The following is a 21,964-nucleotide window of genomic DNA, read 5'->3' on the forward strand; positions in this document are numbered from 1 at the left end:
GGGGTCACGCCTCGGCGGATGGCGGTGGCGACGCGCGGCATTTGGCGTTCGGATCGAGCGCAGGCGCCTGGTGCAGTTGGCGTTTCCATTGTTGCGGGCTGACGCCATGCCAGCGGCTGAACGCCCGGGAGAACGCACCGAGCTGGGTGTACCCCAGCAAGTCCGCCACCTGCGTCAGGCTGATCGAGGCATCACGGATCAGGCGTGTGGCCACCGCCTGGCGCGTCTCGTCCAGCAGCGCCTGGAAACTCGTGCCCTGCGTCAGCAGGTAGCGCTGCAGGCTGCGTGGGCTGACAGTCAGGTCCATGGCGACCTGCTCCACCGTGACGCGCCCGTGGGGCATCCGGTTGCGAATGAGCCGTTGAACGTGGAGGGGCAGCGACTGCAAGCTGATGTCCGCCAGCTCCTCCTGAAGCTGCCGCGCCAGTTGCATGAACCGTTCATCCTGCACGGCGAGCCGTGTATCCAGGAGAGCGGGGGCGAAGACCCAGGCGTTCTCCAGGCTGGAGAAACGCGGCGTCACACCGAGCAGGCACCGGTAGGCAGCCGGCGCCACAGCCGCGCCATGCTGCAGGAGCAGGGCCTGGGGACGCCACAGGTGCTTGAGCAGGCTCTGCATGAGTTGCGCGCTCATGCCCATGGCCCATTCCACGGTCTGCCGTACGCAGGGAATCTCGGCATCGGTGACCTGGTAGAGCAACCGTGCGCTACCGGCATGCCGTTCGATACGGAACTGCACCGCAGTGCCGAGCACATGGGAATGCCGGCTCAACGCGTGCACCACCTCGCCGACGCTGTGCGCGCCCTGAATGGCATGCAGCAGGCTCCCCATGCCGCGCATGCCATGCTCCAGGCCGAACTGCAGCGCGAACAGGCCATTGCCCGAACGTTGCGCGCACAACGCCAGTAGCTGGTTGAACTGCCGGGTTTCGATCGCCGCGTCGAGGTCGCCCGAGCCGGGAAAAACCTCTGCCATCAGCGCACGGGGCTCAAGGCCTTGCGCGACGGCGAAGTCGTCAAAACCCAGTAACGCGCTACCCAGGATGGAGGACGTCATCATTGAAGGTCCGGCTCACGACTTCTGGTCACTGACGGGTGCATGGATTGCCTGAATTTTGGCGGATGATGTGAAGCCTTTGCTCGGGATGATCCAGCAGACTCGATCGGCCTGGCGGCTGGCCGGAAGGGTGACCACGCATCACCCTTCCGGTCGGTCGCCGCATACCGAGCGACGGCAGCTCGATCAGCCTGCGTGGTCTGCGGTTTCCGCTGCCTGTTGCCGGGCCCACTCGCGCAGGACGAACTTCTGGATCTTGCCGGTAGCGGTCTTGGGCAACTCTGCCAGCGTTACATACCGTGGCGCCTTGAAATGCGCCAGGCGCTCGCGGCACCAGCGAATCAGATCATCACCCGTGGTCGTTGCCCGGGCATCGGCACGCAGGGTGACGAAGGCCTGGGGGGTCTCGCCCCAGCGCGCGTCCGGGCGTGCCACCACAGCGGCCTCGATCACCCCGGGGTGCTGGTAGAGCACCTCTTCGATTTCCAGCGAGCTGATGTTCTCGCCTCCGGAAATGATGATGTCCTTGCTCCGGTCCTTGATTTCCACATACCCGTCCGGATGCAGCACGGCCAGGTCACCCGTGTGCAGCCAACCGTCGGCCAGGGCGCTGCGGGTCGCCTCCGGGTTATGCAGGTAGCCTTTCATCACCGTGTTGCCGCGCACCACCAGTTCGCCCAGGGTGGTTCCGTCAGCGGGCACCGGCTGGCCGGTGTCGGCGTCCAGCACAGTGGCTTCCTCCAGCATCGGGTGGGCCACGCCCTGGCGGCTCATGAACCGGGCCCGGTCCTCCAGCGGCAGCTCGTCGACGCCCGGCTGCCACAGGCACAGGGTGCTGGGGCCGTAGCTTTCGGTCATGCCGTAGGCGTGGGTGATGCTGAAGCCGAGCGCCTCCATGGCGGCGATCACTGCGCTGGGTGGCGCGGCGCCGCCGGTGATGACCGACACCGGCCCGCCAGGCGCACCGGCATGCTTGGCATGGATCAGCATCGACATCACCACCGGCGCGGCACTCAGGTGGGTCACGCCATGCACGGCGATCGCGGCGTGAATCGCTTCCGGCTGCACCTTGCGCAGGCAGACGTGGGTGCCACCCGACAGGGTCACGGCCCAGGTGTGGCTCCAGCCGTTGCAGTGGAACATCGGCAGGGTCCACAGATACACGCTGCGCGGCCCCAGCTGGAAGATCAGGGCGCCGGCGCAGGCATTGAGGTAGGCGCCGCGGTGGTGCAGGACCACGCCCTTGGGGTCGCCGGTGGTCCCGGAGGTGTAGTTGATGGCGATGGATTGCCATTCGTTGCGCGGCGCGCTCAGCGGCCGGTTGGCGTCGCCCTGGGCCAGGAAGCCCTCGTAGTCCAGATCGGCTACCGGGTCGCCGCCCTCGGCCTGGGCATCGTCGATGCCCACCAGCAAAGGCGGCGTCTCCAGCATCGCCAGCGCCTGGTGGACCACGGCGCCGAACTCACGGTCGCAGATCAGCACCCTGGCTTCGCAATGACGCAGGATGAACGCGATGCTGCGTGCCTCCAGGCGGATATTGATGCACACCAGGACCGCCCCGGCACCGGGTACGCCGTAGTGCGCCTCCAGCATCTCGGGGATGTTCGGCGCCAGGATCGCCACCCGCTCGCCCGGCTGTACGCCGACCCGCTCGAGGGCGCTGGCCAGGGCGCAACTACGCTGGTGCAGCTGCTGGTAGCTGTAGCGGCGGTCGCCATAGACCACCGCGTCGCGCTGCGGGTAGACCTGCGCAGCGCGCTTGAGGAACGACAGCGGCGACAGCGGCACATGGTTGGCCGCGTTGGGGGCCAGGTCGTGTTCGAAGCTCCGCGTCATCATGCCAGGCACCTCGTCCATGGGCAGTCCAGGGGTTGCACGCACCTATCTCTCTCCTGTTTCTTGTTGTCTTGATCGAGCCTTGCAGCGACCGACGAACACCCGCGCTGCGCGACCCGCCAGCACGGCGCCTAGAGGCTGCCGCACAGATGGCCGCCATCGACCACGATCTCGCTACCGCTCATGCCCCGTCCGGCGTCGCTGGCGAGCAGCAGCAAGGCCCCGTCGAGGTCCGCCGGCTGGTTGAAACGTCGGCTGGGAATACGCGCACGCAACTTCTGCCCCGCTTCGCCGGCCAGGAAGGCCTCGTTCAGGTCGGTCATCACGTAGCCTGGCGCCAGGGCGTTCACCCGAATGCCATGGCGTGCCAGCTCCAGGGCCATGGCCCGGGTCAGGTGAGCCAGGCCGGCCTTGGCCGCGAGATAGGGGCCAACGGCGCCGGCCACACGGCTGGCGAGGATCGAGGTGACGTTGATCAGGCTGCCGCCCTTCCCCGCCGCGACCATGCGCCGGGCGCTTTCCTGGGCCACGGCCCAGGCGCCCTTGAGGTTGGTATCGAGCACGCGATCCCAGCTGTCATCGTCGCAGGCCAGCAAGGGTTGGCTGTCGCTCACCCCGGCGTTGTTGACCAGCACATCCAGCGGGCCCGCGGCATCGAGCACCCGGCAGATATCCTCGCGGCAGGTCACATCGAGGGCGAAGGCACGGGCACGTCCCCCCGCCCCCTCGATGGCCTCCACCAGCTCCTGCAACGGCGCCTGGCGCCGGGCCGTCACCACCACCTCGGCACCGGCGGCGGCCAGGGTCATGGCGAAGTGTCGGCCCAGGCCACTGGAGGCGCCGGTCACCAGGGCACGGCGACCGGCGAGGGAGAACAGTCGAACCAGGTCGGGCTGCATCAGTGGCTCCCCGGGCGCTGGCCGAGCAGCTTCTTCGCCAGGCTCATTCGGTGCACTTCGCTCGGGCCGTCGTAGATACGGAACGGGCGGATGTCACGGAAGATGCGCTCCACCACCGTGTCCCCGGTCACCCCGCGCCCGCCCAGCACCTGCATGCAGCGATCCACCACCCGCCACAGCGCCTCGGAGCTGATCACCTTGGCCATGCTCGAATCGACATTGCCCCGCTGGCCCTGGTCGAGCACCCAGGCGCAGTGCCAGACCGCCAGGCGCACCACATGCAGGTCCATCTGGTTGTCGGCCAGCATGAAGCCCACGCCCTGGTGCTCGCCCAGCGGCTTGCCGAAGGCGTCGCGAGTGCGCGCATAGTCGCAGGCGATGTCGTGGGCACGGCGCGCGGCACCGAGCCAGCGCATGCAGTGGGTCAGGCGCGCGGGCGCAAGGCGCACCTGGGCGTAGCGGAAGCCCTTGCCGATCTCACCCAGTACATCGCTCGCCGGCACCCGCAGGTTGTCGAAGCGCAGTTGGCCGTGACCGCCGGTGAAGCAGCGGTCCAATGAATCCAGCTGACGCTCGTGGACGATGCCCTCACGCTGCATGTCGGTGAGGAACATGGTCGCCGTGCCGTCTTCCATGCGCGCCATGACGATGGCGAAGTCGGCCCCCTCGGCGCCGGTGATCAGCCATTTGCGGCCATTGATCACGTAGTCGTCACCGTCGCGGGTGGCGGTCGTGCGCAGCATCGACGGATCGGAGCCCGAGCCCGGCGCCGGCTCGGTCATGGCGAAGCACGAGCGGGCACGCCCCTGGACCAGCGGCCGCAGCCAGCGGTCCTTCTGCGCCTCGGTGGCGACCACGTCCATCAAGTGGATGTTGCCTTCGTCCGGGGCGTGGATGTTCAACGCTACCGGGCCCAGCGGCGAGTAGCCGGCCTCTTCGAAAACGATGGCCTTGGCCACGTGGCTCAGCCCCAGGCCGCCCATCTCGCGGCTGGCATGGGGGGTCAGCAGGCCCACATCGCGCGCACGGTCCAGCAGGTCCAGGCGCAGGGCGTCACTGGGGCCGTGGGCGCCCTGGCGGGGGTCGTTTTCAAAGGGGATCACCTGTTCCGCAATGAAGTCTCGGGTCTTGGCCTGCAGCGCCAGGAGTTCGTCCGGGAGGGAGAAGTTCATGGTTGTCCTTGTGGGCGAGTCGGTCGTGAGGAGTGGGGGTGGCCAGCCGTGTTCAGGGCACGGCCTTGGGATTGCTGATCGCCAGCTGGGCGAGCGTGATTGCGCGCAAGGCGCCGACCAGGTTGCGGCGGGCGTGCGGGGCATCATGTGCACCGGCGCGGATCGAGCCTGCCAACTGGCGGCGGGTCTCGGGCAAGGTGGCGGGCGCCCCATCCACCAGGGCCGCCAGGCGCGTCCGCTCCTGGTCATCGAGCACAGCCTTGGCGCGGCTTTCACGCGCGGCGATGGCCATGGCGTTGGCGATCATTAGCACCGGATAGCGCAGTTCGCCGGGCAACGTCGGCGCGACCTGCTCCAGCAGCGTCTGGCGGGCAATGTCGAGCAGTTCAGCGGCATTCGGCTGGGTCATGGCGCATCGGCTCCAGTCATGTTCAGGATGTCGAGTTCGAGCTCGGGCAACAGGCGTGCAGTCAATGCCAGCTCGAGGGAAGGCTCCTCACCGGAGAGGTGGCGCTGGCCCTGCTGCAGGGCGATCACCGCCCAGCGCAGGGTGGCCATGACCTGCCAGTAATGCAGTTGGCTGCGCTCGATGCGCAGAGCGGACAGCCCGTGGTAGCCCTGCAGGAAATCCTCCAGCACGCCGATGCCACCCGCCTCGAGGTCGGGCCGGGTGAAGCGCCAGCAAGGGGCGGTAAACCAGCCCAGGTCCTCGCAAGGGTCGCCCCAGCCGGTGAATTCCCAATCCAGCACGGCCTCCAGGCCCTGCTCGCTGGCCAGGTAGTTGCCCGTGCGGTAGTCGCGGTGCAGCAGGCACAGGCCGCTGCTGGGCGGAACCTGCAGCTCGCACCAGCGCAACCCCCACTCCAGCACCGGATAGGCATCGGCGAGGGTGTCGAGGTAGCGGCGATAGGCCTGGATGGTCACCAACGCCGGCGAGCTGTCCGGCAGGGGCAGGAAATCCAGCGTGGCGCACGGCGGGCGGACCTGATGCAGACGCGCCAGGTTGGCACCGAGCTGCGCCGCCAGCCGCGCCTGGCCCTGGGCTCCGGCGCCGGCGCTGAGCAACCGCCCGGCGGCGATACCCGGCACGTACTCCATCAGGAAGAACACCCGGCCATGGACGCGAACATCGCGGCACAGCCAGAGCGGACGCGGCACCTTCACGCCCGCCTGGTGCACCACCTGCAACACGGCGAACTCCTGTTCGCGATCGAGGCTGGCGGGAAGCGCAGAGAGAGCATCGCTGCGCAGCACCCAACGCCGGGAGCCGGCCCACGGGCCGCCTTCTATCTGCAGGTCCAGCAGCCAGTTTTCCTGGATGGCGCCACCGCTCAGGCGCTTGCGGGCCTGGATGACCACCCGCGTTGCCGAGGCCTGTTCGCGGATGAAGTCGGTGAGGCGGTGATCGTCGGACCGGGCCTCCGGCGTATCGCTGGCCGGAGAAATCGTTGGAGAACTGCTCATGGATCGGGGGGCTCTGCCTGGGTTTCGAATGGGCAGACACCCGGGAGCAAACCCTGGGCCAATTTCCCCAGAGTTCGCTGCAGGCCTCATGCAGCCTGGGCTTTGCCATTCCCAGGGAGCGCAGAGACAGGCCTGCCGTTGCAAATATGCAATCCATTCATTCAGTATCGAAACACTTCAATAATGAACAGGCTCAGCCATGAACCCTCCCACCTCCCAGGTCGTCGTGCTGATAAGCCACCTGCAACGCCCCCAGCAACGCAGCCGACTCGCCCATGTGGTCACCAGGCTGACGCCGGACTATCCCGATACCCATATCGAGGTCCTGGATACCTCGGTGACCGAAGCGTTGCAGACCGCCCGCGAACTGGAGCAGACGGGCAAGGTCGATGTGTTCGTCTGCGCCGGAGCCACGGCCGCCTACCTGCGCAAGCACCTGACGCGCCCGGTCCTGGCGATGCGAGTGGGCGGCGGCGACCTGCTCCGGGCATTGGGGCAAGCCAGTGAAATCTCCTCGCAGGTGGCCGTGATCAGTTACCGGCGCATCAACCAGGACCTGCAGGCCATGGCCACGCTCTTCACGGTGCAGATTCACCAGGCCGCCTACACCTCGCTCGAAGAGGCCCGCCAGGCCGTGGAGCTGGCGGCCCGGCTGGGCTGTCGCAGCATCATCGGCTCATCGACGGTGGTGGAGCTGGCGGAACAGGCAGGGCTGCATGGCGTGCTTTCGCTGAGCGAAGACACCGCGCGAAAGGCCCTGGAGGAAGCCATGGGCATTCTCGACAGCCAACGCATCGAGATCGCCAAGCGACGGCATCTGGATGCCGTGTTGAAACACATCCCCGCCGGCGTCGCGGCGGTCGATAACCAGGGCGTGGTGCAGTCGCTCAATCCGGCCCTCGCCCAATTGCTGGAGCTGCCGATCAGTGCCGCGCTGGGGCGACCGCTGGAGCAATTGTGTCCGGAGCTGGACCTGCAGCAGGCGCTGCAAGGTGGCGCCAGCGAGGAAAACCGGGTGATCCGCCTCGGCTCGCACGCGGTGGTCAGCAACCTGCTGCCCATCCTGGAGAACGGCGAGCGCACCGGCCTGGTCCTGACCTGTCAGGACATCACGGCCGTGCAGCGCGCCGACCAACGCATCCGCTCCACCCGCCGTCCCGGCGCGTTCGCCGCCCGCTATCGGCTCGACCAGCTGGACGGCAACAGCAAGGCCAACCGCGAAATGCTGCAACTGGCCAAGCGCTTCGCCACCAGCCAGTCGACCATCCTGATCACCGGCGAAAGCGGTACTGGCAAGGAGCTTCTGGCCCAGGGCATCCACAACGAAAGCCCACGCTGGAAGAGCCCCTTCGTTGCCATCAACTGCGCCGCGTTTCCCGAGTCCCTGCTGGAAAGCGAGCTGTTCGGCTACGAGGAAGGCGCCTTCAGCGGCTCACGCAAGGGCGGCAAGCCAGGCCTGTTCGAAGCCGCGCATCGAGGCACGCTGTTCCTCGACGAGATCGGCGACATGCCCGTGTCGCTGCAGACCCGACTGCTGCGCGTGCTGCAGGAGCGCGAGGTCCTGCGCCTGGGTGGCACCGAGCCGATTGCCATCGACGTGCGCATCATTGCCGCCACGCACAAGGACCTCAGCGCAGCCATGAACGAGCGCGAGTTCCGTACCGACCTGTACTACCGGCTCAACATCCTTCGCCTGCAGACCACCCCTCTGCGCGAACGCCCCGAGGACATCCCCCTGATCTGCCGGGGCATCAGCCAGCGCCTGCTGGCCCAGGGCCAACCCACGGGCGCGGCCGCCATCACCGAGGCCTTGCAACCCTACCTCTTGCGCCACGCCTGGCCAGGGAACGTCAGGGAGCTGGAGAACGTCATCGAGCGAGCGATGCTCTCCGCCAACGAAATCCTCCACGAGCACGGCGTGGATGAGCAGTACCTGGCTCGCGTCCTGCCCGAACTGCGGGAAGGCCTGACCCAACCCGCCCCCGAGAAGCAGCGACCACGCACAAAGGAGGATTTGCACACCATCGGCAAAACCGCGCAGCTGCAACACATACAGGAGACGCTGGAAAGCTGTCAGGGCAACCTGGACGAAGCGGCGCGTCGACTGGGGATCAGTCGGACCACGCTATGGCGACGGCTTCGCTCGGCAGATTAGGCGGGGCGTGGGTGGGCTCTTTCAGCTGTATCAGACACGACGTCAGAGGCAAGGAGAGAGCTCCTAGCTTGTAGTTTTTCCGACTCCACTTGCTGTCTGCGGTTACTCACAGAGGGCAGCTAACGGCCAAAAGCAGGCGTTTGGAGCAGAGGGGTGAGTGGTTTGCTCACGCCCCAAGTCGCCATTTCATCCCGGATGACGAAGACATCAGAGTCCGCGAACCTCAACCGCGCATGGACGCCATCAGGTGGCTAACGAAATAATTCCGGTTTATCCAGCCAGCCCACTCCCCCAGATCGGTGACCGCAAGCAGCTTCATCAGGAAGCTCTGGAGAAAATTTCATTGAGCAAGTTCAAGAAAAAGAATTTCGCCCAACCTAACATTCCGATAATTAAGCCCGGACGCGCTGTCGCAGGCGCTTTACATATGGGCCATCGAGCAGATCATCATCTACTAAGCCCAATGCGCAGTTAGCGAACGATGCGAAACCATTGTCCGTGGGATGGAAATCATCAGGAATCCGCCCGTGATAAGCGTGACGATGCTCGTCGATGGCTACGAACCATGCTTTGAAAAAATCAGCGAGTGACGATCGCGATGCATCTGTTGCTGCCTCGGTCAACGGATCCGAGGCTTCGATCTCAGCGACGCGGGCATCATCTGCAATGGCTTCAACGCAATCATGAATCGCCGGCCAGTACTTAAGGTCATAACTAGCTTGCAGCTTTTCCAGCTGTTCCTCCAGATACATCGTGAAGTGACCGTTATATTGGCCGGCCTCTTTGATCAGGTCGCCGATATGGTACTGAGTGTTACTTCGAAAACCTGACTTGTTATGGAGCTCATCGCGACGCCTGAGAAGAGCGGCCAGGTTTTCACCAATTTCAGCGACCTGCTGATTGACCCTGACAAGCTCGTCTCGCTCCTCACGGGCTTTTGCAATCCGCTCCGGCGCCCAGTAGGCAGCGGCATCGAGCAGTGCTCCGAAGAAGCTATTGAGCGCTCCCGGGTATTTGGACAATTTCTTGTGCAGATCTGAGTACGCATTGTGCAGCTCCAACTCGCGGACCAGCAGGCGCTCAATAACGGAGTTATGGCTCCGGAGAATGCTGTGTTCCAAGTTGTACTGCTTTCTGGCGAGAAGAATGGCTCTGCAGGTTTGAACAGCTAGGGATGCATCGACGACTTTCATTTGAAACTCCGTTTAGTTGTGTGCACCTAGACTGCCGAGATCGCTAATTTTTGTCGGTACCTGAGGCAATGAAAATCAAACTGCCTTCAGGTACCTAGCAATCAGGTCGTGGAACAAAGCCTTCCTGACACAAGACCACGAACACATTCGGCGCCGGGTAGAACCCTAAAATTTCTAAGCATCGGCCATAAGCCCCGATCATTTTCCAAGGTCTTTCTACATTTTTCTTGTCATACTCGTCTGCATCCTGCTTGATGCTAGGTCTGATTGCCCTGCAGTTCCTTGCCACCGGACGTTAACGCCAAATGGATTCTCAAGATTTTCTTCGAGAGCTAAATACGCAGCTCACCTATCTGTTCAGCTTCGCGCAAAAAATGAACGAAATTGACACCGCAGCAGCGCTGTTTGGAGAGTTTCGGGGAGCGCAGGACGCTAATTGGAGCACAGTGGATACGGCCCATGAGGTTTACCAAGAGCTGAGAGACCTTTGTTCGAGAAAAGAGCCTTTGACTCGAGCAGAGCTCCGTCAATTGCTGTGCCTCTACGCGCAGTTATCGGAGGCTGGTGGGGTCTATGAAGGGCTGCTGAACACCCTGCAGATACCGCAATTGAAGGCGTACAACCTATGGCCTTTCAAGGATTTAGTGCGCATTCGGGAAAAGCCTCGCGCGATTATCGGCCCAAACTCCAATGCAGTGTTTAGACGTCTAGCAACCGCAGCCACAGAAATTGGGATGACCGGCCTTGCTGGTTTGCTCGAGTTAGCTTTTCGTGACGACATTCGAAATGCCATGGCTCACGCTGACTACATCTTGGTAGGCGGTGATTTGCGGCTGCGCAGAAGGAACGGCGGCCCCGCTGAAGTGGTACCTCTCGCAGAGCTGCTGACGGCACTAGAAATTGCAACTTTCTTCTTCGAGCTTCTCTACAGTCATCAGAGAGCTATAGCTCTGTCATTTCGACCGGCTCGAACTGTCATCGGCAAATTTAGCGGAAACCCGCCGATGCCATGGAAGGTCGGATTTTCAGATGATGGAAGATTCTCATTTTCAAGCAGCTCTCCAGGCCCCCAGGTTGATGCTGCATACGAACGACAAGCAAAGATCAATGACTACCTTGGGGGGCGAGTGGTAGCAAGCTACCTTCCCCTAGGATCAGGCTTTCCGGTGGGGCTCCTGGAAGAAATCCAGAAGATTGGGTTTGAAGTGCTGATCGTTGCCATGGAGAGCGTCGAACAATATGAAACCCTTGTTAAAAACATTGAAAAACACTCGCTGTGGGACGGTACGGCTAAGGTGGAGAGGGACGACGAAGCCGTGTTGATGATTACAGCACTTGGTTTTCGGTGGATATCTACAGGCGCGGGTTTCCAATCATGGCTTCCTACAGTCAACGAGATTGAGGTCGCTTAACACGTTCGATGCTGATCATGAAAGGCACCCTGTTGGAATCTCTTCACGAAGCTCTACCAGGGTAAGCAGTTGGTGGATGTATTACATGGACTGCTTACTGCTTCTGTCTCATTAGCAAACGCATTTAGTACCGGAATTATAGCTGGCAGCACTTTGAAGGAATGCGGGTATCAGCCGGTATTTTTAGAAAGATTTTCCAGGGCAGTGACGGCGTGTACCGTCACGACCAGCATAGAAATCCAATAACCAACGGAAGGTGAGAATGTTCTGGAAAAGAGCAAGCAAAATAGTGCGCGTGGAATTGGTAAACCTGCCTAGCGCTCTACCAGTTACTACCACAGCCATGCCAACGTCGGAGGTGCGGCCAGCGTTCATCAGCTTTGATGCTTGGCTCAAGCTTTGCTTGATGTTGGTGGCTGTTACGAACTGTTGTTTGCTTACAGCAGGGTATATGCGGCGCCTAGGAGAGGTGGAGGCTTATGGTATCCAACGATCTGAGGTCAGTTTCTCCATTTCTGATCTACTAGCTAGCGGCTACGCATTGGTGTTGAAGCCTGCAACTGCAGGTCTTTATGCCAGCTGTATCGTTGGAGGTGGGCTCGCCGTTGCATGCGTCATTCTGGTCGGGATTACGATTAGAGAAGGCACCAGTATCCAGAGATACACTTCTTTCCTGGGCCATCGCCATGGCATTTGTCGTCGCGCTGTATGCGCCATTGACCGCCTACCTGCCTGGTAAAGAGTCGGCCTTTCGAGACCTTGCTCCCGCTTTGCAGGTCGAAAGCAGCAAAATCAAGAAGCTAGAGAAGGTTGTTGAAATTCCAACCAACGAGGGGCCGCTCAAAGGTGATCTGGTCCTGGCGACACCAGATTACGTTTTCCTTCGAGTGGGCACTACGCTTTACAAAATAACTGCAGATACCAATCTGGTTGTTCGTAAGATTTTTTTGAGTCTTCCCGTCGAGTCATCGCAATCAGCGCCGCCTCGGTGAGCGCTGATCATGATGGGCAGAGCCAGGTCTGGAGCACGGCGCGGATGCTTAACTCAAGCGTTCTGCGCTGCAGCTAACTCTGACTGCAAAATTTCGGCCTTAGGAAGTGCCATGCGAAGGCTTTCGCGGAATTGCTCAGCCGGCGCCTCGTAGACTACTTCGACGGCTGCGTCGTAGTTCTCCCGAATCACGGACTCAATCTCAGCGATGTCGGCTCGGAAAAATTCTTTACGACCGTTGACCTTGTTCAGGCGGCCAGCAGCAAAGCGTTCGTGCAGCTTTGCTTCCAAAGCGGGGGCGTTGTTGGAGAAGACCATGGCGTGCACGTCGAACCAGAATGGTACCGAGGCATCTCCCAGTTCATCGACTCGATCCATCGGCTCCAATCGGCGGGTCATGCCGATCTTGTAAATCCCTTCACCGAACGCACCTACGTTGGAAATCACATACACGTAGCCTGCCTTCGCATTCTGCTCGCGGTAATCGATGAGCTTCTCTTCGCTCTCCAGTTCGGCACGGCTTGCCTCTACTTCGGCGAGCTTGGCCAGGAGAGGAGCGCGCTCCTCTTCAGAGGTGGCCTTATCCAGGCGGGTTTGAAGGTCACGCATGGCGGTAGCGAAGTGCTTACGCTCTTTGGCGATTTTTTCCCGGGCAGCGCGAATTTCCTGCTCAAGCTTTTGCTGCTCTCTAAGCTCCTCTCGAACGCGCTTGGCTTCTTCTTTCTCTTCCTGCTTTTTGATCTGAAATTCGTGAGCCAGGTGCAGCTCATCAATCTTGAGGCTCAGGTATTTGCGTGAAATCTCAACATCCATGAGCTTGCCAAGGCGGTTGCAGGCCTCGAACGACTTGAGGATGCGTTTCTCGCCCAGTTCCACGTTGTCGAATTTGACGTTGTCGACGCAGAAATCGGCTTCGTTGTTGAACGATCGGACCACCAACTTGATCATGTCGGTGACCAGCTTACGGCCCTGTGCCTGGCTTCCATTGACCGTCCAAGCCATGTTGCCGGTGGCTGCAGTTCCGCCCTTGATCATCACTTTTTGATGCTCACGAGTGATATCCAGCCGAGCTTTATACTCGTGGCTGGCATTGAGCTTGAACTTGGGTTCGTACAGAGCAAAGGACTCTAAGAGCAGTGTTTCCTCCCAGACCAAAATCTCATTTTTCAGTTCGAGCGAATGCTGCCTGAGCGATGCGACGGCTTTTTCGTTCTTCTTGGTCTCTTGCTGGACGGCAGAGAGCTTTTCTTTTTCTTGATCGATCAGCGCCTGGATTTCCCAAATATCCATGGCACCAACCTTTCGCACGAGCGCCTGCAGCTCTGCATAGCGAGCTTGAAGGTCGGTCAATTGGGTATCGAGATCGTCGGCACGCTGCCGATGGGCAGGACCTTTCCAATAGTCGCTAAGAGGCATGAATTACTTCCTTGTATTAGGCAGGGGGAGCATCGAATTGGTGAGTGAATCGCAGAATAAAACGATTGGTAGCCATATGCCACCAACAAAGCTGCAGGATTAATTTTGCGAATGGTACTGTTGATCAGGTCAGCTTCTTAGCGGGGAGCACGCCAAGGGTATCGAAGGGAGGCGTTGTCCGAGTGAAAGGTGCTTATAACGGCACCCTTTCGGTTTATGAAGGCGGACAGGTCATCGTCACCGACAGAGCAAACGCCTCGACAACGATTTACCCCGGAGCAAATGTTGTGATCGAGCCTTTGGGCAAAATATCCGGATCCACGTCCAACAATGGCACTCTTATTATTACGGGAGCCCTTGGAGGAGCCTACCGAGGGCACGGTGTTCTCATCTTGGCAGGCGAGGGCTACATCAAAAAACTTGTCAGCCAGAGCCTGCTGGCGAGGGCATCACACGGAGAGCTTTACGCTCTCATTGTGCTCAGCATTTCCTATGCTGCATCACTATTTGGCGTTTGGCTTTTATCACTCGGAAATACAATGAGGATTTGGCCGGTGAAGCGAGGGGCTACATGTTTTACCCAGGGCATCTGCTGGTTCGATTGATGGTCTGACCGCTCCCAGACATCACCTCAGCCATGGCCAAAACATTCTTGTTCACGACAGGCAGCTATTGGCCGAAAGCACCCCCTGCCCTAGCTGTCATCCTTCGGCTGGCCGAACAGCTCGCTGACCAGCCCACGCGCCCCGGGCAGGCTGGCCTGGTCGATCAGCCCCTCAGGAAATTCGCAATCTCCCCCGCAGCACTGTCCAGGTGCTGCTCATGGGTGAAGCCGGAGGCCTTGAGCGGCTTGAGGTCGTGATCGCCCGAGGCCAGCCAGTGCAGCTGGATCGACGGTGACAGGTCATAGCCGCTGACAGTGGTGCGGTCGCCGAGGGCGTCACGCTCGCCCTGGATGATCAGGGTCGGGGTCTTCAGTTCGGCCAGGTGCGCGACCCGGGGTTTCTCCGGTTTGCCGGCGGCATAGAAGGGATAACCCAGGCAGACCAGCGCATCCACGCCCAGCTCGTCGGCCAGCAGGCTGGCCATGCGACCGCCCATGGATTTGCCACCGATGGCCAATTGCCCCGTGACGTGCTGTCGCACCTCGGCATGCACGGCACGCCAGTGATCGAGCAATTGCCCCTGGGGATTCGGCGGGCGCTTGCGCCCATCCTCACGCCGCGCAGCCATGTAGGGAAACTCGAAACGAACCACCGCAATGCCGCGCGCGGCAAGCTTTTGCGCCATTTCGTCCATGAAGGCGCTGTCCATCGGCGCCCCCGCACCATGGGCCAGCACCAATGTGCGCTCGATAGGGCCCGAAGGCCGGTTCCACAACAACATAGGGAAATCTCCGGTGGACGGCGTCCGTTGATCCAAATCAATAGGACTTGAAGGGGCTTTCACCATGCTTCGCACGCAATTCCAAGAAACCGTGTACGGAAGCCCACAAACATGAACACAGCAGTCAGTACCGCCTACAACTACAAGGTGGTCCGCCAGTTCGCCATTATGACGGTGGTCTGGGGAATCGTCGGGATGGGGCTCGGCGTTCTCATAGCTGCCCAGCTAGCCTGGCCGGAGCTCAACTTCAACCTGCCCTGGACCAGCTTTGGCCGCTTGCGACCCTTGCACACCAACGCGGTGATTTTCGCGTTCGGTGGTTGCGCATTGTTCGCCACCTCCTACTACGCCGTCCAACGCACCTGCCAGACCCGCCTGGTCTCGGACAAACTCGCTGCCTTCACCTTCTGGGGTTGGCAACTGGTGATCGTCCTGGCCGCCGTAAGCCTGCCGCTGGGTTTCACCAGCTCCAAGGAATACGCCGAGCTGGAATGGCCGATCGACCTCCTCATCACCATCGTCTGGGTCAGCTACGCCGCCGTGTTCTTCGGCACGGTGATGAAGCGCAAGACCAAGCACATCTACGTCGGTAACTGGTTCTTCGGTGGCTTCATCCTCACCGTGGCCATCCTCCACGTGATCAACAACCTGGAGATTCCGGTCACCCTGACCAAGTCCTACTCGCTCTATGCGGGTGCGACCGATGCGATGATCCAGTGGTGGTACGGCCACAACGCCGTGGGCTTCTTCCTGACCGCCGGCTTCCTGGGGATGATGTACTACTTCGTTCCGAAGCAAGCCGGTCGCCCGGTCTACTCCTACCGCCTGTCCATCGTCCACTTCTGGGCGCTGATCGCGGTCTACATCTGGGCCGGCCCGCACCACCTGCACTACACCGCGCTGCCGGACTGGGCGCAGAGCCTGGGCATGGTGATGTCGCTGATTCTGCTGGCGCCGAGCTGGGGCGGCATGATCAACGGCATGATGACCCTGTCGGGCGCCTGGCATAAGCTGCGCGACGATCCGATCCTGCGCTTCCTGGTGGTCTCCCTCGCCTTCTACGGCATGTCCACCTTCGAAGGCCCGATGATGGCCATCAAGACCGTCAACGCCCTCTCCCACTACACCGACTGGACCATCGGCCACGTACATGCCGGTGCCCTCGGCTGGGTCGCCATGGTGTCCATCGGCTCGCTGTATCACCTGATCCCGAAGGTCTTCGGTCGCGAGCAGATGCACAGCGTCGGCCTGATCAACGCCCACTTCTGGCTGGCCACCATCGGCACCGTTCTCTACATCGCCTCGATGTGGGTCAACGGCATCGCCCAGGGCCTGATGTGGCGCGCAGTGAACGAGGACGGCACCCTGACCTACTCCTTCGTCGAAGCGCTTGAAGCCAGCCACCCCGGCTTCGTGGTGCGCATGATCGGCGGCGCGATCTTCCTCAGCGGCATGCTCCTCATGGCTTACAACACCTGGCGCACCGTGAAGGCTGCCAAGCCGGCCGAATACGACGCCATCGCCCAGATCGCCTGAGGAATCGATAGATGAAAAAGCATGAAGTCATCGAGAAAAACGTCGGCCTGATGGCGTTGTTCATGATCCTGGCAGTCAGCATCGGCGGTCTGGTACAGATCGTCCCGCTGTTCTTCCAGGACGTCACCAACACCCCGGTCGAAGGCATGAAGCCCTACACCGCGCTGCAACTGGAAGGTCGCGACATCTACATCCGTGAAGGCTGCGTTGGCTGCCACTCGCAGATGATCCGTCCGTTCCGTGCCGAGACCGAGCGTTACGGCCACTACTCCGTCGCTGGCGAAAGCGTCTGGGACCACCCCTTCCTGTGGGGTTCCAAACGTACCGGCCCGGACCTGGCCCGTGTTGGCGCCCGCTACTCGGACGACTGGCACCGCGCGCACCTCTACAACCCGCGCAACGTGGTACCGGAGTCGAAGATGCCGGCCTACCCGTGGCTGGTGGAGAACAAGCTCGACGGCAAGGACACCGCCGCCAAGCTCAGCGCCATGAAGACCCTGGGCGTGCCCTACACCGACGAGGACATCGCCGGTGCCTCCGAGGCGGTCAAGGACAAGACCGAGATGGACGCCCTGGTCGCCTACCTGCAGGTGCTCGGCACCAGCCTGAAGACCAAGAGGTAAGGCGCCATGGACGTTGGAATACTGCGCGGCCTCGGCACCTTGCTGGTGCTGGTCGCGATGATCGGGGTGTTCTGCTGGGCCTACAGCGGCCGGCGCAAGGCTGACTTCGAGCAAGCCGCGCTGCTGCCTTTCGGTGATGACGCCGAGCCCAGCCTGCAAGACCGGAATGTTTCTAGGAGCACACACGAATGACCACTTTCTGGAGCTGGTACATAACCCTGCTCACCCTCTTCACCCTGGTGGCGCTGCTCTGGCTGGTGTTCGCCACCCGCAAGGGCGAGGCCAAGGGCACGGTCGACAAGACCATGGGCCATGCCTTCGACGGTATCGAGGAGTACGACAACCCGCTGCCCAAATGGTGGTTCATGCTGTTCGTGGGCACCATCGTCTTCGCCATCGGCTACATGGTGCTCTACCCCGGCCTGGGCAACTGGACCGGCCTGTTCCCCGGCTACGAAGGTGGCTGGACCCAGGAGAAGCAGTGGCAGCGTGAAGTGGACAAGGCCAACGCACAGTACGGCCCGATCTTCGCCAAGTACTCGGCCATGTCGCTGGAAGCCGTCGCCCAGGATCCGCAAGCCATGAAAATGGGCGGCCGCCTGTTCGCCACCTACTGCTCCATCTGCCACGGCTCGGACGCCAAGGGCGCTGTGGGCTTCCCCAACTTGGCTGACAGCAGCTGGCGCTGGGGCGGCGACGCCGAAACCATCAAGACCACCATCCTCCACGGTCGCATGGCTGCCATGCCGGCCTGGGGTGAAGTGCTGGGTGATGAAGGCGTGAAGAACGTCGCGGCCTATGTTCGCCAGGACCTGGCCGGCCTGAAGCTGCCGGACGATGTGAAAGCCGACGTGGAAGCCGGTAAAGCCATGTTCGCCACCACCTGCACCGCCTGCCACGGTCAAGAAGGCCGCGGCACTGCAGCCATGGGCGCCCCGGACCTGACCCAACCGGCCGCCTGGATCTACGGTTCCAGCCTGGCCCAACTGCAACAGACCATCCGCTACGGCCGCAACGGCCAGATGCCTGCCCAGGAGCAATACCTCGGTCAGGACAAGGTGCACATCCTTGCCGCCTACGTGTACAGCCTGTCCCGCAAGGACGGCGAGAAAGTAGCCAGCGAGTGATCCGAACCGGCGACGCAAGGAGGCGTCGCCACACCGGCCGGACCGAAAGGCACCGGACGGAGCCGCGCAAAGGCAGCCCAACGCAAGACGGGCAACACGGACACAAGGATGTGTCCACCCCTCCCCAGCCCCTCCTTATATATAGTGCGACCCAATGTCGCACCCCTCCCGACCAGCTGCCTTCCCCCCCAAAGCTCATCGTCTACGCTGCTGAATAATCCTCATCGGTCATGAGGACAAGGCGGTTCCCCCTCCTCGCCCCCGGTTCGAAGTGCTCCACCAGACCCCGGGCGACCCGGCTGGAATCCTTGCCCCGAGGGCTCTGAAAGGGTGATTGTGTCGGCATGTGTCGTTGCAATGACTACCCTCTTTCTCCATACTGCCGCCGCTTTTTTGTCCCCCGAAAAACTCCATTAACCGTGGAACCCCTAGCATGAGCACAGCAATCAGTCAGACTGCTTATAACTATAAGGTGGTCCGCCAGTTCGCCGTTATGACGGTGATCTGGGGGGTCATTGGGATGGGTCTAGGCGTGTTCATCGCCGCACAACTCGTGTGGCCGGAACTCAACCTGAACCTTCCGTGGACCAGCTTCGGCCGTCTGCGCCCCTTGCATACCAACGCGGTGATCTTCGCCTTCGGTGGTTGCGCCCTGTTCGCCACGTCCTACTACGTGGTGCAACGTACCTGCCAGGCCCGGCTGATTTCCGATGGATTGGCAGCCTTCACGTTCTGGGGCTGGCAAGCCGTGATCGTGCTGGCAGTGATCACACTGCCCCTGGGTTACACCTCCTCCAAGGAATACGCTGAGCTCGAGTGGCCGATCGACATCCTCCTGGGGATCGTCTGGGTCACTTACGCAATCGTGTTCTTCGGCACCATCGTCAAGCGCAAGACCAAGCACATCTATGTGGGCAACTGGTTCTTCGGCGCCTTCATCCTGGTGACTGCACTGCTGCACATCGTCAACAGCGCGGAAATCCCGGTCTACGCCTTCAAGTCGTACTCCGTGTACGCCGGCGCGACCGACGCGATGATCCAGTGGTGGTACGGCCACAACGCCGTGGGCTTCTTCCTGACCACCGGCTTCCTGGGGATGATGTACTACTTCGTTCCGAAACAGGCCGAGCGTCCGATCTACTCGTATCGCCTGTCCATCGTGCACTTCTGGGCACTGATCACCCTGTACATCTGGGCCGGTCCGCACCACCTGCACTACACCGCTCTGCCGGATTGGGCCCAGTCCCTGGGCATGGCGATGTCCCTGATTCTGCTGGCTCCGAGCTGGGGCGGCATGATCAACGGCATGATGAGCCTGTCGGGCGCCTGGCATAAGCTGCGCAGCGACCCCATCCTGCGCTTCCTGGTGGTTTCCCTGGCCTTCTACGGCATGTCCACCTTCGAAGGCCCGATGATGGCGATCAAGACCGTCAACGCCCTCTCCCACTACACCGACTGGACCATCGGCCACGTACACGCCGGCGCCCTCGGTTGGGTAGCGATGATCTCCATCGGTTCGCTGTACCACCTGATTCCGAAGGTCTTCGGTCGCGAGCAGATGCACAGCGTCGGCCTGATCAACGCCCACTTCTGGCTGGCCACCATCGGTACCGTTCTCTACATCGCCTCGATGTGGGTCAACGGCATCACCCAAGGCCTGATGTGGCGTGCAGTCAACGAAGACGGCACCCTCACCTACTCCTTCGTCGAAGCGCTGGAAGCCAGCCATGCCGGTTACCTGGTGCGCATGATCGGCGGCGCGTTCTTCGTCACCGGCATGCTGCTGATGGCCTATAACACCTGGCGCACCGTGCGTGCCGCCAAGCCGTCCGAATACGAAGCCGCTGCCCAGATTCCGCAAGGAGCTCACTAATGAAGCAACACGAATTAGTCGAGAAGAACGTAGGTCTGCTGGCGCTGTTCATGGTCATCGCCGTGAGCATCGGTGGTCTGGTGCAGATCGTTCCGCTGTTCTTCCAGGACGTCACCAACACCCCGGTCGAAGGCATGAAGCCGCGCACCGCGCTGGAACTCGAAGGCCGTGACATCTACATCCGCGAAGGCTGCGTAGGCTGCCACTCGCAGATGGTCCGTCCGTTCCGTGCCGAGACCGAGCGTTATGGTCACTACTCCGTCGCCGGCGAAAGCGTCTGGGACCACCCCTTCCTGTGGGGTTCCAAGCGTACCGGTCCGGACCTGGCCCGCGTAGGCGGCCGTTACTCCGACGACTGGCACCGCGCGCACCTGTACAACCCGCGCAACGTGGTTCCGGAATCGAAGATGCCGTCCTACCCGTGGCTGGTGGAGAACAAACTCGACGGCAAGCACACTGCCGCCAAGATGGAAGCTCTCCGTACCGTAGGCGTGCCCTACACCGACGATGACATCGCCGGCGCCAAAGACGCAGTCAAGGGCAAGACCGAGATGGACGCGCTGGTCGCGTTCCTTCAAGGCCTTGGCACCTCGATCAAGAACAAACGGTAAGCATGATGGATATCCAGACTCTCCGCGGGCTGGGAACCATCCTGGTGTTCGTCGCCTTCATCGGCGTCGTGCTCTGGGCGTACAACAGCAAGCGCAAGGACAGCTTCGACGAAGCTGCCAACCTGCCCTTCGCAGACGACAAGCCAGCGAACACCAAGAGCGACGAAGAAGCTTCTAGGAGTAAGAGCGAATGACCACGTTCTGGAGTTGGTACGTAACCCTGCTCACCAGCGCCACACTGGTGGCGCTGACCGTGCTGATCTTTGCCACCCGCAAAGGCCAGCGCCAGGAAAGCACCGAAGAAACCGTCGGCCACGCCTTCGACGGTATCGAGGAATATGACAACCCGCTGCCCAAGTGGTGGTTCATGCTGTTCGTCGGCACCCTGATTTTCGCCGTCGGCTACCTGGTCCTGTACCCGGGCATGGGCAACTGGAAAGGCATCTTCCCCGGCTACAGCACAGTCACCGAAGGCAAGCCCTTCGCTGACGGCCAGCCCGGCTGGACCGGTGTCCACCAGTGGGAAAAGGAAATGGACAAGGCCGACAAGCAATACGGCCCGCTGTTCCAGAAGTACGCTGCCATGCCGATCGAGGAAGTGGCCAAGGACGAGAAAGCCCTGAAAATGGGTGGTCGCCTGTTCGCTTCCAACTGCTCGGTCTGCCACGGTTCCGACGCCAAGGGCTCCTATGGTTTCCCCAACCTGACCGACGCCGACTGGCGCTGGGGCGGTGAGGCCGAAACCATCAAGACCACCATCCTTGGCGGCCGCCACGGCATCATGCCTGCCTGGGGTGAAGTCATCGGCGAACAGGGCGTACGTGATGTCGCCGCCTTCGTCCGCGTGACCCTGGATGGCCGCGACCTGCCGAAGGACGCCAACGCCAATCCGGAAGCCGGCAAGGCGATCTTCGCTGCCAACTGCGTGGCGTGCCACGGTCCGGAAGGCAAGGGCACCCCGGCAATGGGCGCACCGAACCTGACCCACCCGGGCGCGTTCATCTACGGCAGCAGCTTCGCTCAGCTGCAGCAGACCATTCGTTACGGCCGCCAGGGCACCATGCCGGCTCAGGAAGAACACCTGGGCAACGACAAGGTTCACCTGCTTGCCGCCTACGTCTACAGTCTGTCGCACAAGAACGCCGCAGAGACCGAAAGCAAGTAACGCCGAGCCTGCCATGCGCGACGCACTGTCGCACATGGCAGGCTGCTA

The 21,964-nt window shown here is 61.7% G+C and carries 21 protein-coding genes; 12 read left to right on the forward strand and 9 right to left on the reverse strand.

What is annotated here, in order from left to right; genetic code table 11:
* Window positions 1-4 precede the first annotated feature (4 nt).
* The 6 genes from PI990_RS19870 to PI990_RS19895 all read right to left on the reverse strand — a co-directional run bounded on the left by PI990_RS19870 (window position 5) and on the right by PI990_RS19895 (window position 6,428).
* Window positions 5-1,057: an AraC family transcriptional regulator gene (locus tag PI990_RS19870; RefSeq protein ID WP_271658224.1), complete on the reverse strand. Its 1,053-nt coding sequence runs from the start codon at window positions 1,055-1,057 to the stop codon at window positions 5-7.
* Window positions 1,058-1,243: 186 nt separating this feature from the next.
* A complete protein-coding gene (locus PI990_RS19875; RefSeq protein WP_442969346.1) occupies window positions 1,244-2,893 on the reverse strand; it encodes an acyl-CoA synthetase in 1,650 nt (549 codons plus the stop codon).
* A 131-nt stretch (window positions 2,894-3,024) separates the two neighbouring features.
* Window positions 3,025-3,792, reverse strand: coding sequence for an SDR family NAD(P)-dependent oxidoreductase (locus tag PI990_RS19880; RefSeq protein ID WP_271658225.1), 768 nt, complete (start codon window positions 3,790-3,792; stop codon window positions 3,025-3,027).
* Window positions 3,792-4,964, reverse strand: coding sequence for an acyl-CoA dehydrogenase family protein (locus tag PI990_RS19885; RefSeq protein WP_184488837.1), 1,173 nt, complete (start codon window positions 4,962-4,964; stop codon window positions 3,792-3,794). The genes PI990_RS19880 and PI990_RS19885 overlap by 1 nt, the downstream gene beginning before the upstream one ends.
* A gap of 52 nt (window positions 4,965-5,016) precedes the next feature.
* Window positions 5,017-5,373 carry a DUF6285 domain-containing protein gene (locus tag PI990_RS19890; protein WP_184488838.1) on the reverse strand — a complete coding sequence of 119 codons (357 nt, stop codon included), beginning with the start codon at window positions 5,371-5,373 and terminating at the stop codon, window positions 5,017-5,019.
* On the reverse strand, window positions 5,370-6,428 hold the full coding sequence (locus PI990_RS19895) for a phosphotransferase family protein (protein WP_271658226.1): 1,059 nt from the start codon (window positions 6,426-6,428) through the stop codon (window positions 5,370-5,372). The genes PI990_RS19890 and PI990_RS19895 overlap by 4 nt, the downstream gene beginning before the upstream one ends.
* 199 nt (window positions 6,429-6,627) lie before the next feature.
* Between PI990_RS19895 and prpR the strand changes: the two genes are divergently transcribed.
* Window positions 6,628-8,583 (forward strand): propionate catabolism operon regulatory protein PrpR, encoded by a 1,956-nt coding sequence (prpR, locus tag PI990_RS19900; RefSeq protein ID WP_271658227.1) that lies wholly within the window; start codon window positions 6,628-6,630, stop codon window positions 8,581-8,583.
* A 392-nt stretch (window positions 8,584-8,975) separates the two neighbouring features.
* Here the strand turns inward: prpR and PI990_RS19905 are convergent, their stop codons facing one another.
* Window positions 8,976-9,776, reverse strand: coding sequence for a hypothetical protein (locus PI990_RS19905; RefSeq protein ID WP_271658228.1), 801 nt, complete (start codon window positions 9,774-9,776; stop codon window positions 8,976-8,978).
* Between the two features lie 305 nt (window positions 9,777-10,081).
* On the opposite strand from PI990_RS19905, the gene PI990_RS19910 reads away from it, so the two are divergent.
* On the forward strand, window positions 10,082-11,188 hold the full coding sequence (locus PI990_RS19910) for a hypothetical protein (RefSeq protein ID WP_271658229.1): 1,107 nt from the start codon (window positions 10,082-10,084) through the stop codon (window positions 11,186-11,188).
* Window positions 11,189-11,760: 572 nt separating this feature from the next.
* Window positions 11,761-12,180, forward strand: coding sequence for a hypothetical protein (locus PI990_RS19915; RefSeq protein ID WP_271658230.1), 420 nt, complete (start codon window positions 11,761-11,763; stop codon window positions 12,178-12,180).
* 53 nt (window positions 12,181-12,233) lie between these two features.
* Here the strand turns inward: PI990_RS19915 and PI990_RS19920 are convergent, their stop codons facing one another.
* The gene (locus tag PI990_RS19920) at window positions 12,234-13,595 is read right to left on the reverse strand and encodes a DUF4041 domain-containing protein (RefSeq protein WP_271658231.1); all 1,362 of its coding nucleotides are present in this window, start codon (window positions 13,593-13,595) and stop codon (window positions 12,234-12,236) included.
* Between the two features lie 182 nt (window positions 13,596-13,777).
* On the opposite strand from PI990_RS19920, the gene PI990_RS19925 reads away from it, so the two are divergent.
* A complete protein-coding gene (locus tag PI990_RS19925; RefSeq protein WP_271658232.1) occupies window positions 13,778-14,200 on the forward strand; it encodes a hypothetical protein in 423 nt (140 codons plus the stop codon).
* A gap of 163 nt (window positions 14,201-14,363) precedes the next feature.
* On the opposite strand, the gene PI990_RS19930 is transcribed toward PI990_RS19925, so the two are convergent.
* The gene (locus PI990_RS19930) at window positions 14,364-14,981 is read right to left on the reverse strand and encodes an alpha/beta fold hydrolase (RefSeq protein ID WP_271658233.1); all 618 of its coding nucleotides are present in this window, start codon (window positions 14,979-14,981) and stop codon (window positions 14,364-14,366) included.
* A 111-nt stretch (window positions 14,982-15,092) separates the two neighbouring features.
* Between PI990_RS19930 and ccoN (PI990_RS19935) the strand changes: the two genes are divergently transcribed.
* From ccoN (PI990_RS19935) to ccoP (PI990_RS19970), 8 genes are all read left to right on the forward strand, one after another.
* Window positions 15,093-16,517, forward strand: coding sequence for a cytochrome-c oxidase, cbb3-type subunit I (gene ccoN, locus PI990_RS19935; protein WP_271658234.1), 1,425 nt, complete (start codon window positions 15,093-15,095; stop codon window positions 16,515-16,517).
* An 11-nt stretch (window positions 16,518-16,528) separates the two neighbouring features.
* Window positions 16,529-17,140 carry a cytochrome-c oxidase, cbb3-type subunit II gene (gene ccoO, locus PI990_RS19940; protein WP_021222189.1) on the forward strand — a complete coding sequence of 204 codons (612 nt, stop codon included), beginning with the start codon at window positions 16,529-16,531 and terminating at the stop codon, window positions 17,138-17,140.
* Between the two features lie 6 nt (window positions 17,141-17,146).
* Window positions 17,147-17,332, forward strand: a complete 186-nt coding sequence (locus tag PI990_RS19945) for a CcoQ/FixQ family Cbb3-type cytochrome c oxidase assembly chaperone (protein WP_021222190.1) — start codon at window positions 17,147-17,149, stop codon at window positions 17,330-17,332.
* Window positions 17,329-18,267, forward strand: a complete 939-nt coding sequence (gene ccoP / locus PI990_RS19950; RefSeq protein ID WP_271658235.1) for a cytochrome-c oxidase, cbb3-type subunit III — start codon at window positions 17,329-17,331, stop codon at window positions 18,265-18,267. The genes PI990_RS19945 and ccoP (PI990_RS19950) overlap by 4 nt, the downstream gene beginning before the upstream one ends.
* 433 nt (window positions 18,268-18,700) lie before the next feature.
* Window positions 18,701-20,140 (forward strand): cytochrome-c oxidase, cbb3-type subunit I, encoded by a 1,440-nt coding sequence (ccoN, locus tag PI990_RS19955; RefSeq protein WP_031288829.1) that lies wholly within the window; start codon window positions 18,701-18,703, stop codon window positions 20,138-20,140.
* Window positions 20,140-20,751: a cytochrome-c oxidase, cbb3-type subunit II gene (ccoO, locus tag PI990_RS19960; protein WP_043243475.1), complete on the forward strand. Its 612-nt coding sequence runs from the start codon at window positions 20,140-20,142 to the stop codon at window positions 20,749-20,751. The genes ccoN (PI990_RS19955) and ccoO (PI990_RS19960) overlap by 1 nt, the downstream gene beginning before the upstream one ends.
* A 5-nt stretch (window positions 20,752-20,756) precedes the next feature.
* Window positions 20,757-20,945: a CcoQ/FixQ family Cbb3-type cytochrome c oxidase assembly chaperone gene (locus PI990_RS19965; protein WP_031288830.1), complete on the forward strand. Its 189-nt coding sequence runs from the start codon at window positions 20,757-20,759 to the stop codon at window positions 20,943-20,945.
* Entirely contained in the window at window positions 20,942-21,916 is a 975-nt protein-coding gene (gene ccoP, locus PI990_RS19970) for a cytochrome-c oxidase, cbb3-type subunit III (RefSeq protein WP_271658236.1), read from the forward strand. The genes PI990_RS19965 and ccoP (PI990_RS19970) overlap by 4 nt, the downstream gene beginning before the upstream one ends.
* The last annotated feature ends 48 nt before the right edge of the window (window positions 21,917-21,964 follow it).

This window comes from Pseudomonas sp. TUM22785, from assembly GCF_028198105.1.
GTDB lineage: Bacteria > Pseudomonadota > Gammaproteobacteria > Pseudomonadales > Pseudomonadaceae > Metapseudomonas > Metapseudomonas solani.

Bases quoted from the DNA above. Each gene is read 5' to 3' on its own strand.
- prpR (WP_271658227.1), top strand. From the start codon at position 6,628: ATGAACCCTCCCACCTCCCAGGTCGTCGTGCTGATAAGCCACCTGCAA.
- PI990_RS19885 (WP_184488837.1), bottom strand. From the start codon at position 4,964: ATGAACTTCTCCCTCCCGGACGAACTCCTGGCGCTGCAGGCCAAGACC.
- ccoO (WP_043243475.1), top strand. From the start codon at position 20,140: ATGAAGCAACACGAATTAGTCGAGAAGAACGTAGGTCTGCTGGCGCTG.
- PI990_RS19915 (WP_271658230.1), top strand. From the start codon at position 11,761: ATGCCAGCTGTATCGTTGGAGGTGGGCTCGCCGTTGCATGCGTCATTC.
- ccoN (WP_271658234.1), top strand. From the start codon at position 15,093: ATGAACACAGCAGTCAGTACCGCCTACAACTACAAGGTGGTCCGCCAG.
- PI990_RS19920 (WP_271658231.1), bottom strand. From the start codon at position 13,595: ATGCCTCTTAGCGACTATTGGAAAGGTCCTGCCCATCGGCAGCGTGCC.
- PI990_RS19880 (WP_271658225.1), bottom strand. From the start codon at position 3,792: ATGCAGCCCGACCTGGTTCGACTGTTCTCCCTCGCCGGTCGCCGTGCC.
- PI990_RS19965 (WP_031288830.1), top strand. From the start codon at position 20,757: ATGGATATCCAGACTCTCCGCGGGCTGGGAACCATCCTGGTGTTCGTC.
- ccoP (WP_271658235.1), top strand. From the start codon at position 17,329: ATGACCACTTTCTGGAGCTGGTACATAACCCTGCTCACCCTCTTCACC.
- ccoN (WP_031288829.1), top strand. From the start codon at position 18,701: ATGAGCACAGCAATCAGTCAGACTGCTTATAACTATAAGGTGGTCCGC.
- PI990_RS19890 (WP_184488838.1), bottom strand. From the start codon at position 5,373: ATGACCCAGCCGAATGCCGCTGAACTGCTCGACATTGCCCGCCAGACG.
- PI990_RS19910 (WP_271658229.1), top strand. From the start codon at position 10,082: ATGGATTCTCAAGATTTTCTTCGAGAGCTAAATACGCAGCTCACCTAT.
- ccoP (WP_271658236.1), top strand. From the start codon at position 20,942: ATGACCACGTTCTGGAGTTGGTACGTAACCCTGCTCACCAGCGCCACA.
- PI990_RS19930 (WP_271658233.1), bottom strand. From the start codon at position 14,981: ATGTTGTTGTGGAACCGGCCTTCGGGCCCTATCGAGCGCACATTGGTG.
- PI990_RS19870 (WP_271658224.1), bottom strand. From the start codon at position 1,057: ATGACGTCCTCCATCCTGGGTAGCGCGTTACTGGGTTTTGACGACTTC.
- PI990_RS19895 (WP_271658226.1), bottom strand. From the start codon at position 6,428: ATGAGCAGTTCTCCAACGATTTCTCCGGCCAGCGATACGCCGGAGGCC.
- PI990_RS19905 (WP_271658228.1), bottom strand. From the start codon at position 9,776: ATGAAAGTCGTCGATGCATCCCTAGCTGTTCAAACCTGCAGAGCCATT.
- ccoO (WP_021222189.1), top strand. From the start codon at position 16,529: ATGAAAAAGCATGAAGTCATCGAGAAAAACGTCGGCCTGATGGCGTTG.
- PI990_RS19875 (WP_442969346.1), bottom strand. From the start codon at position 2,893: ATGACGCGGAGCTTCGAACACGACCTGGCCCCCAACGCGGCCAACCAT.
- PI990_RS19945 (WP_021222190.1), top strand. From the start codon at position 17,147: ATGGACGTTGGAATACTGCGCGGCCTCGGCACCTTGCTGGTGCTGGTC.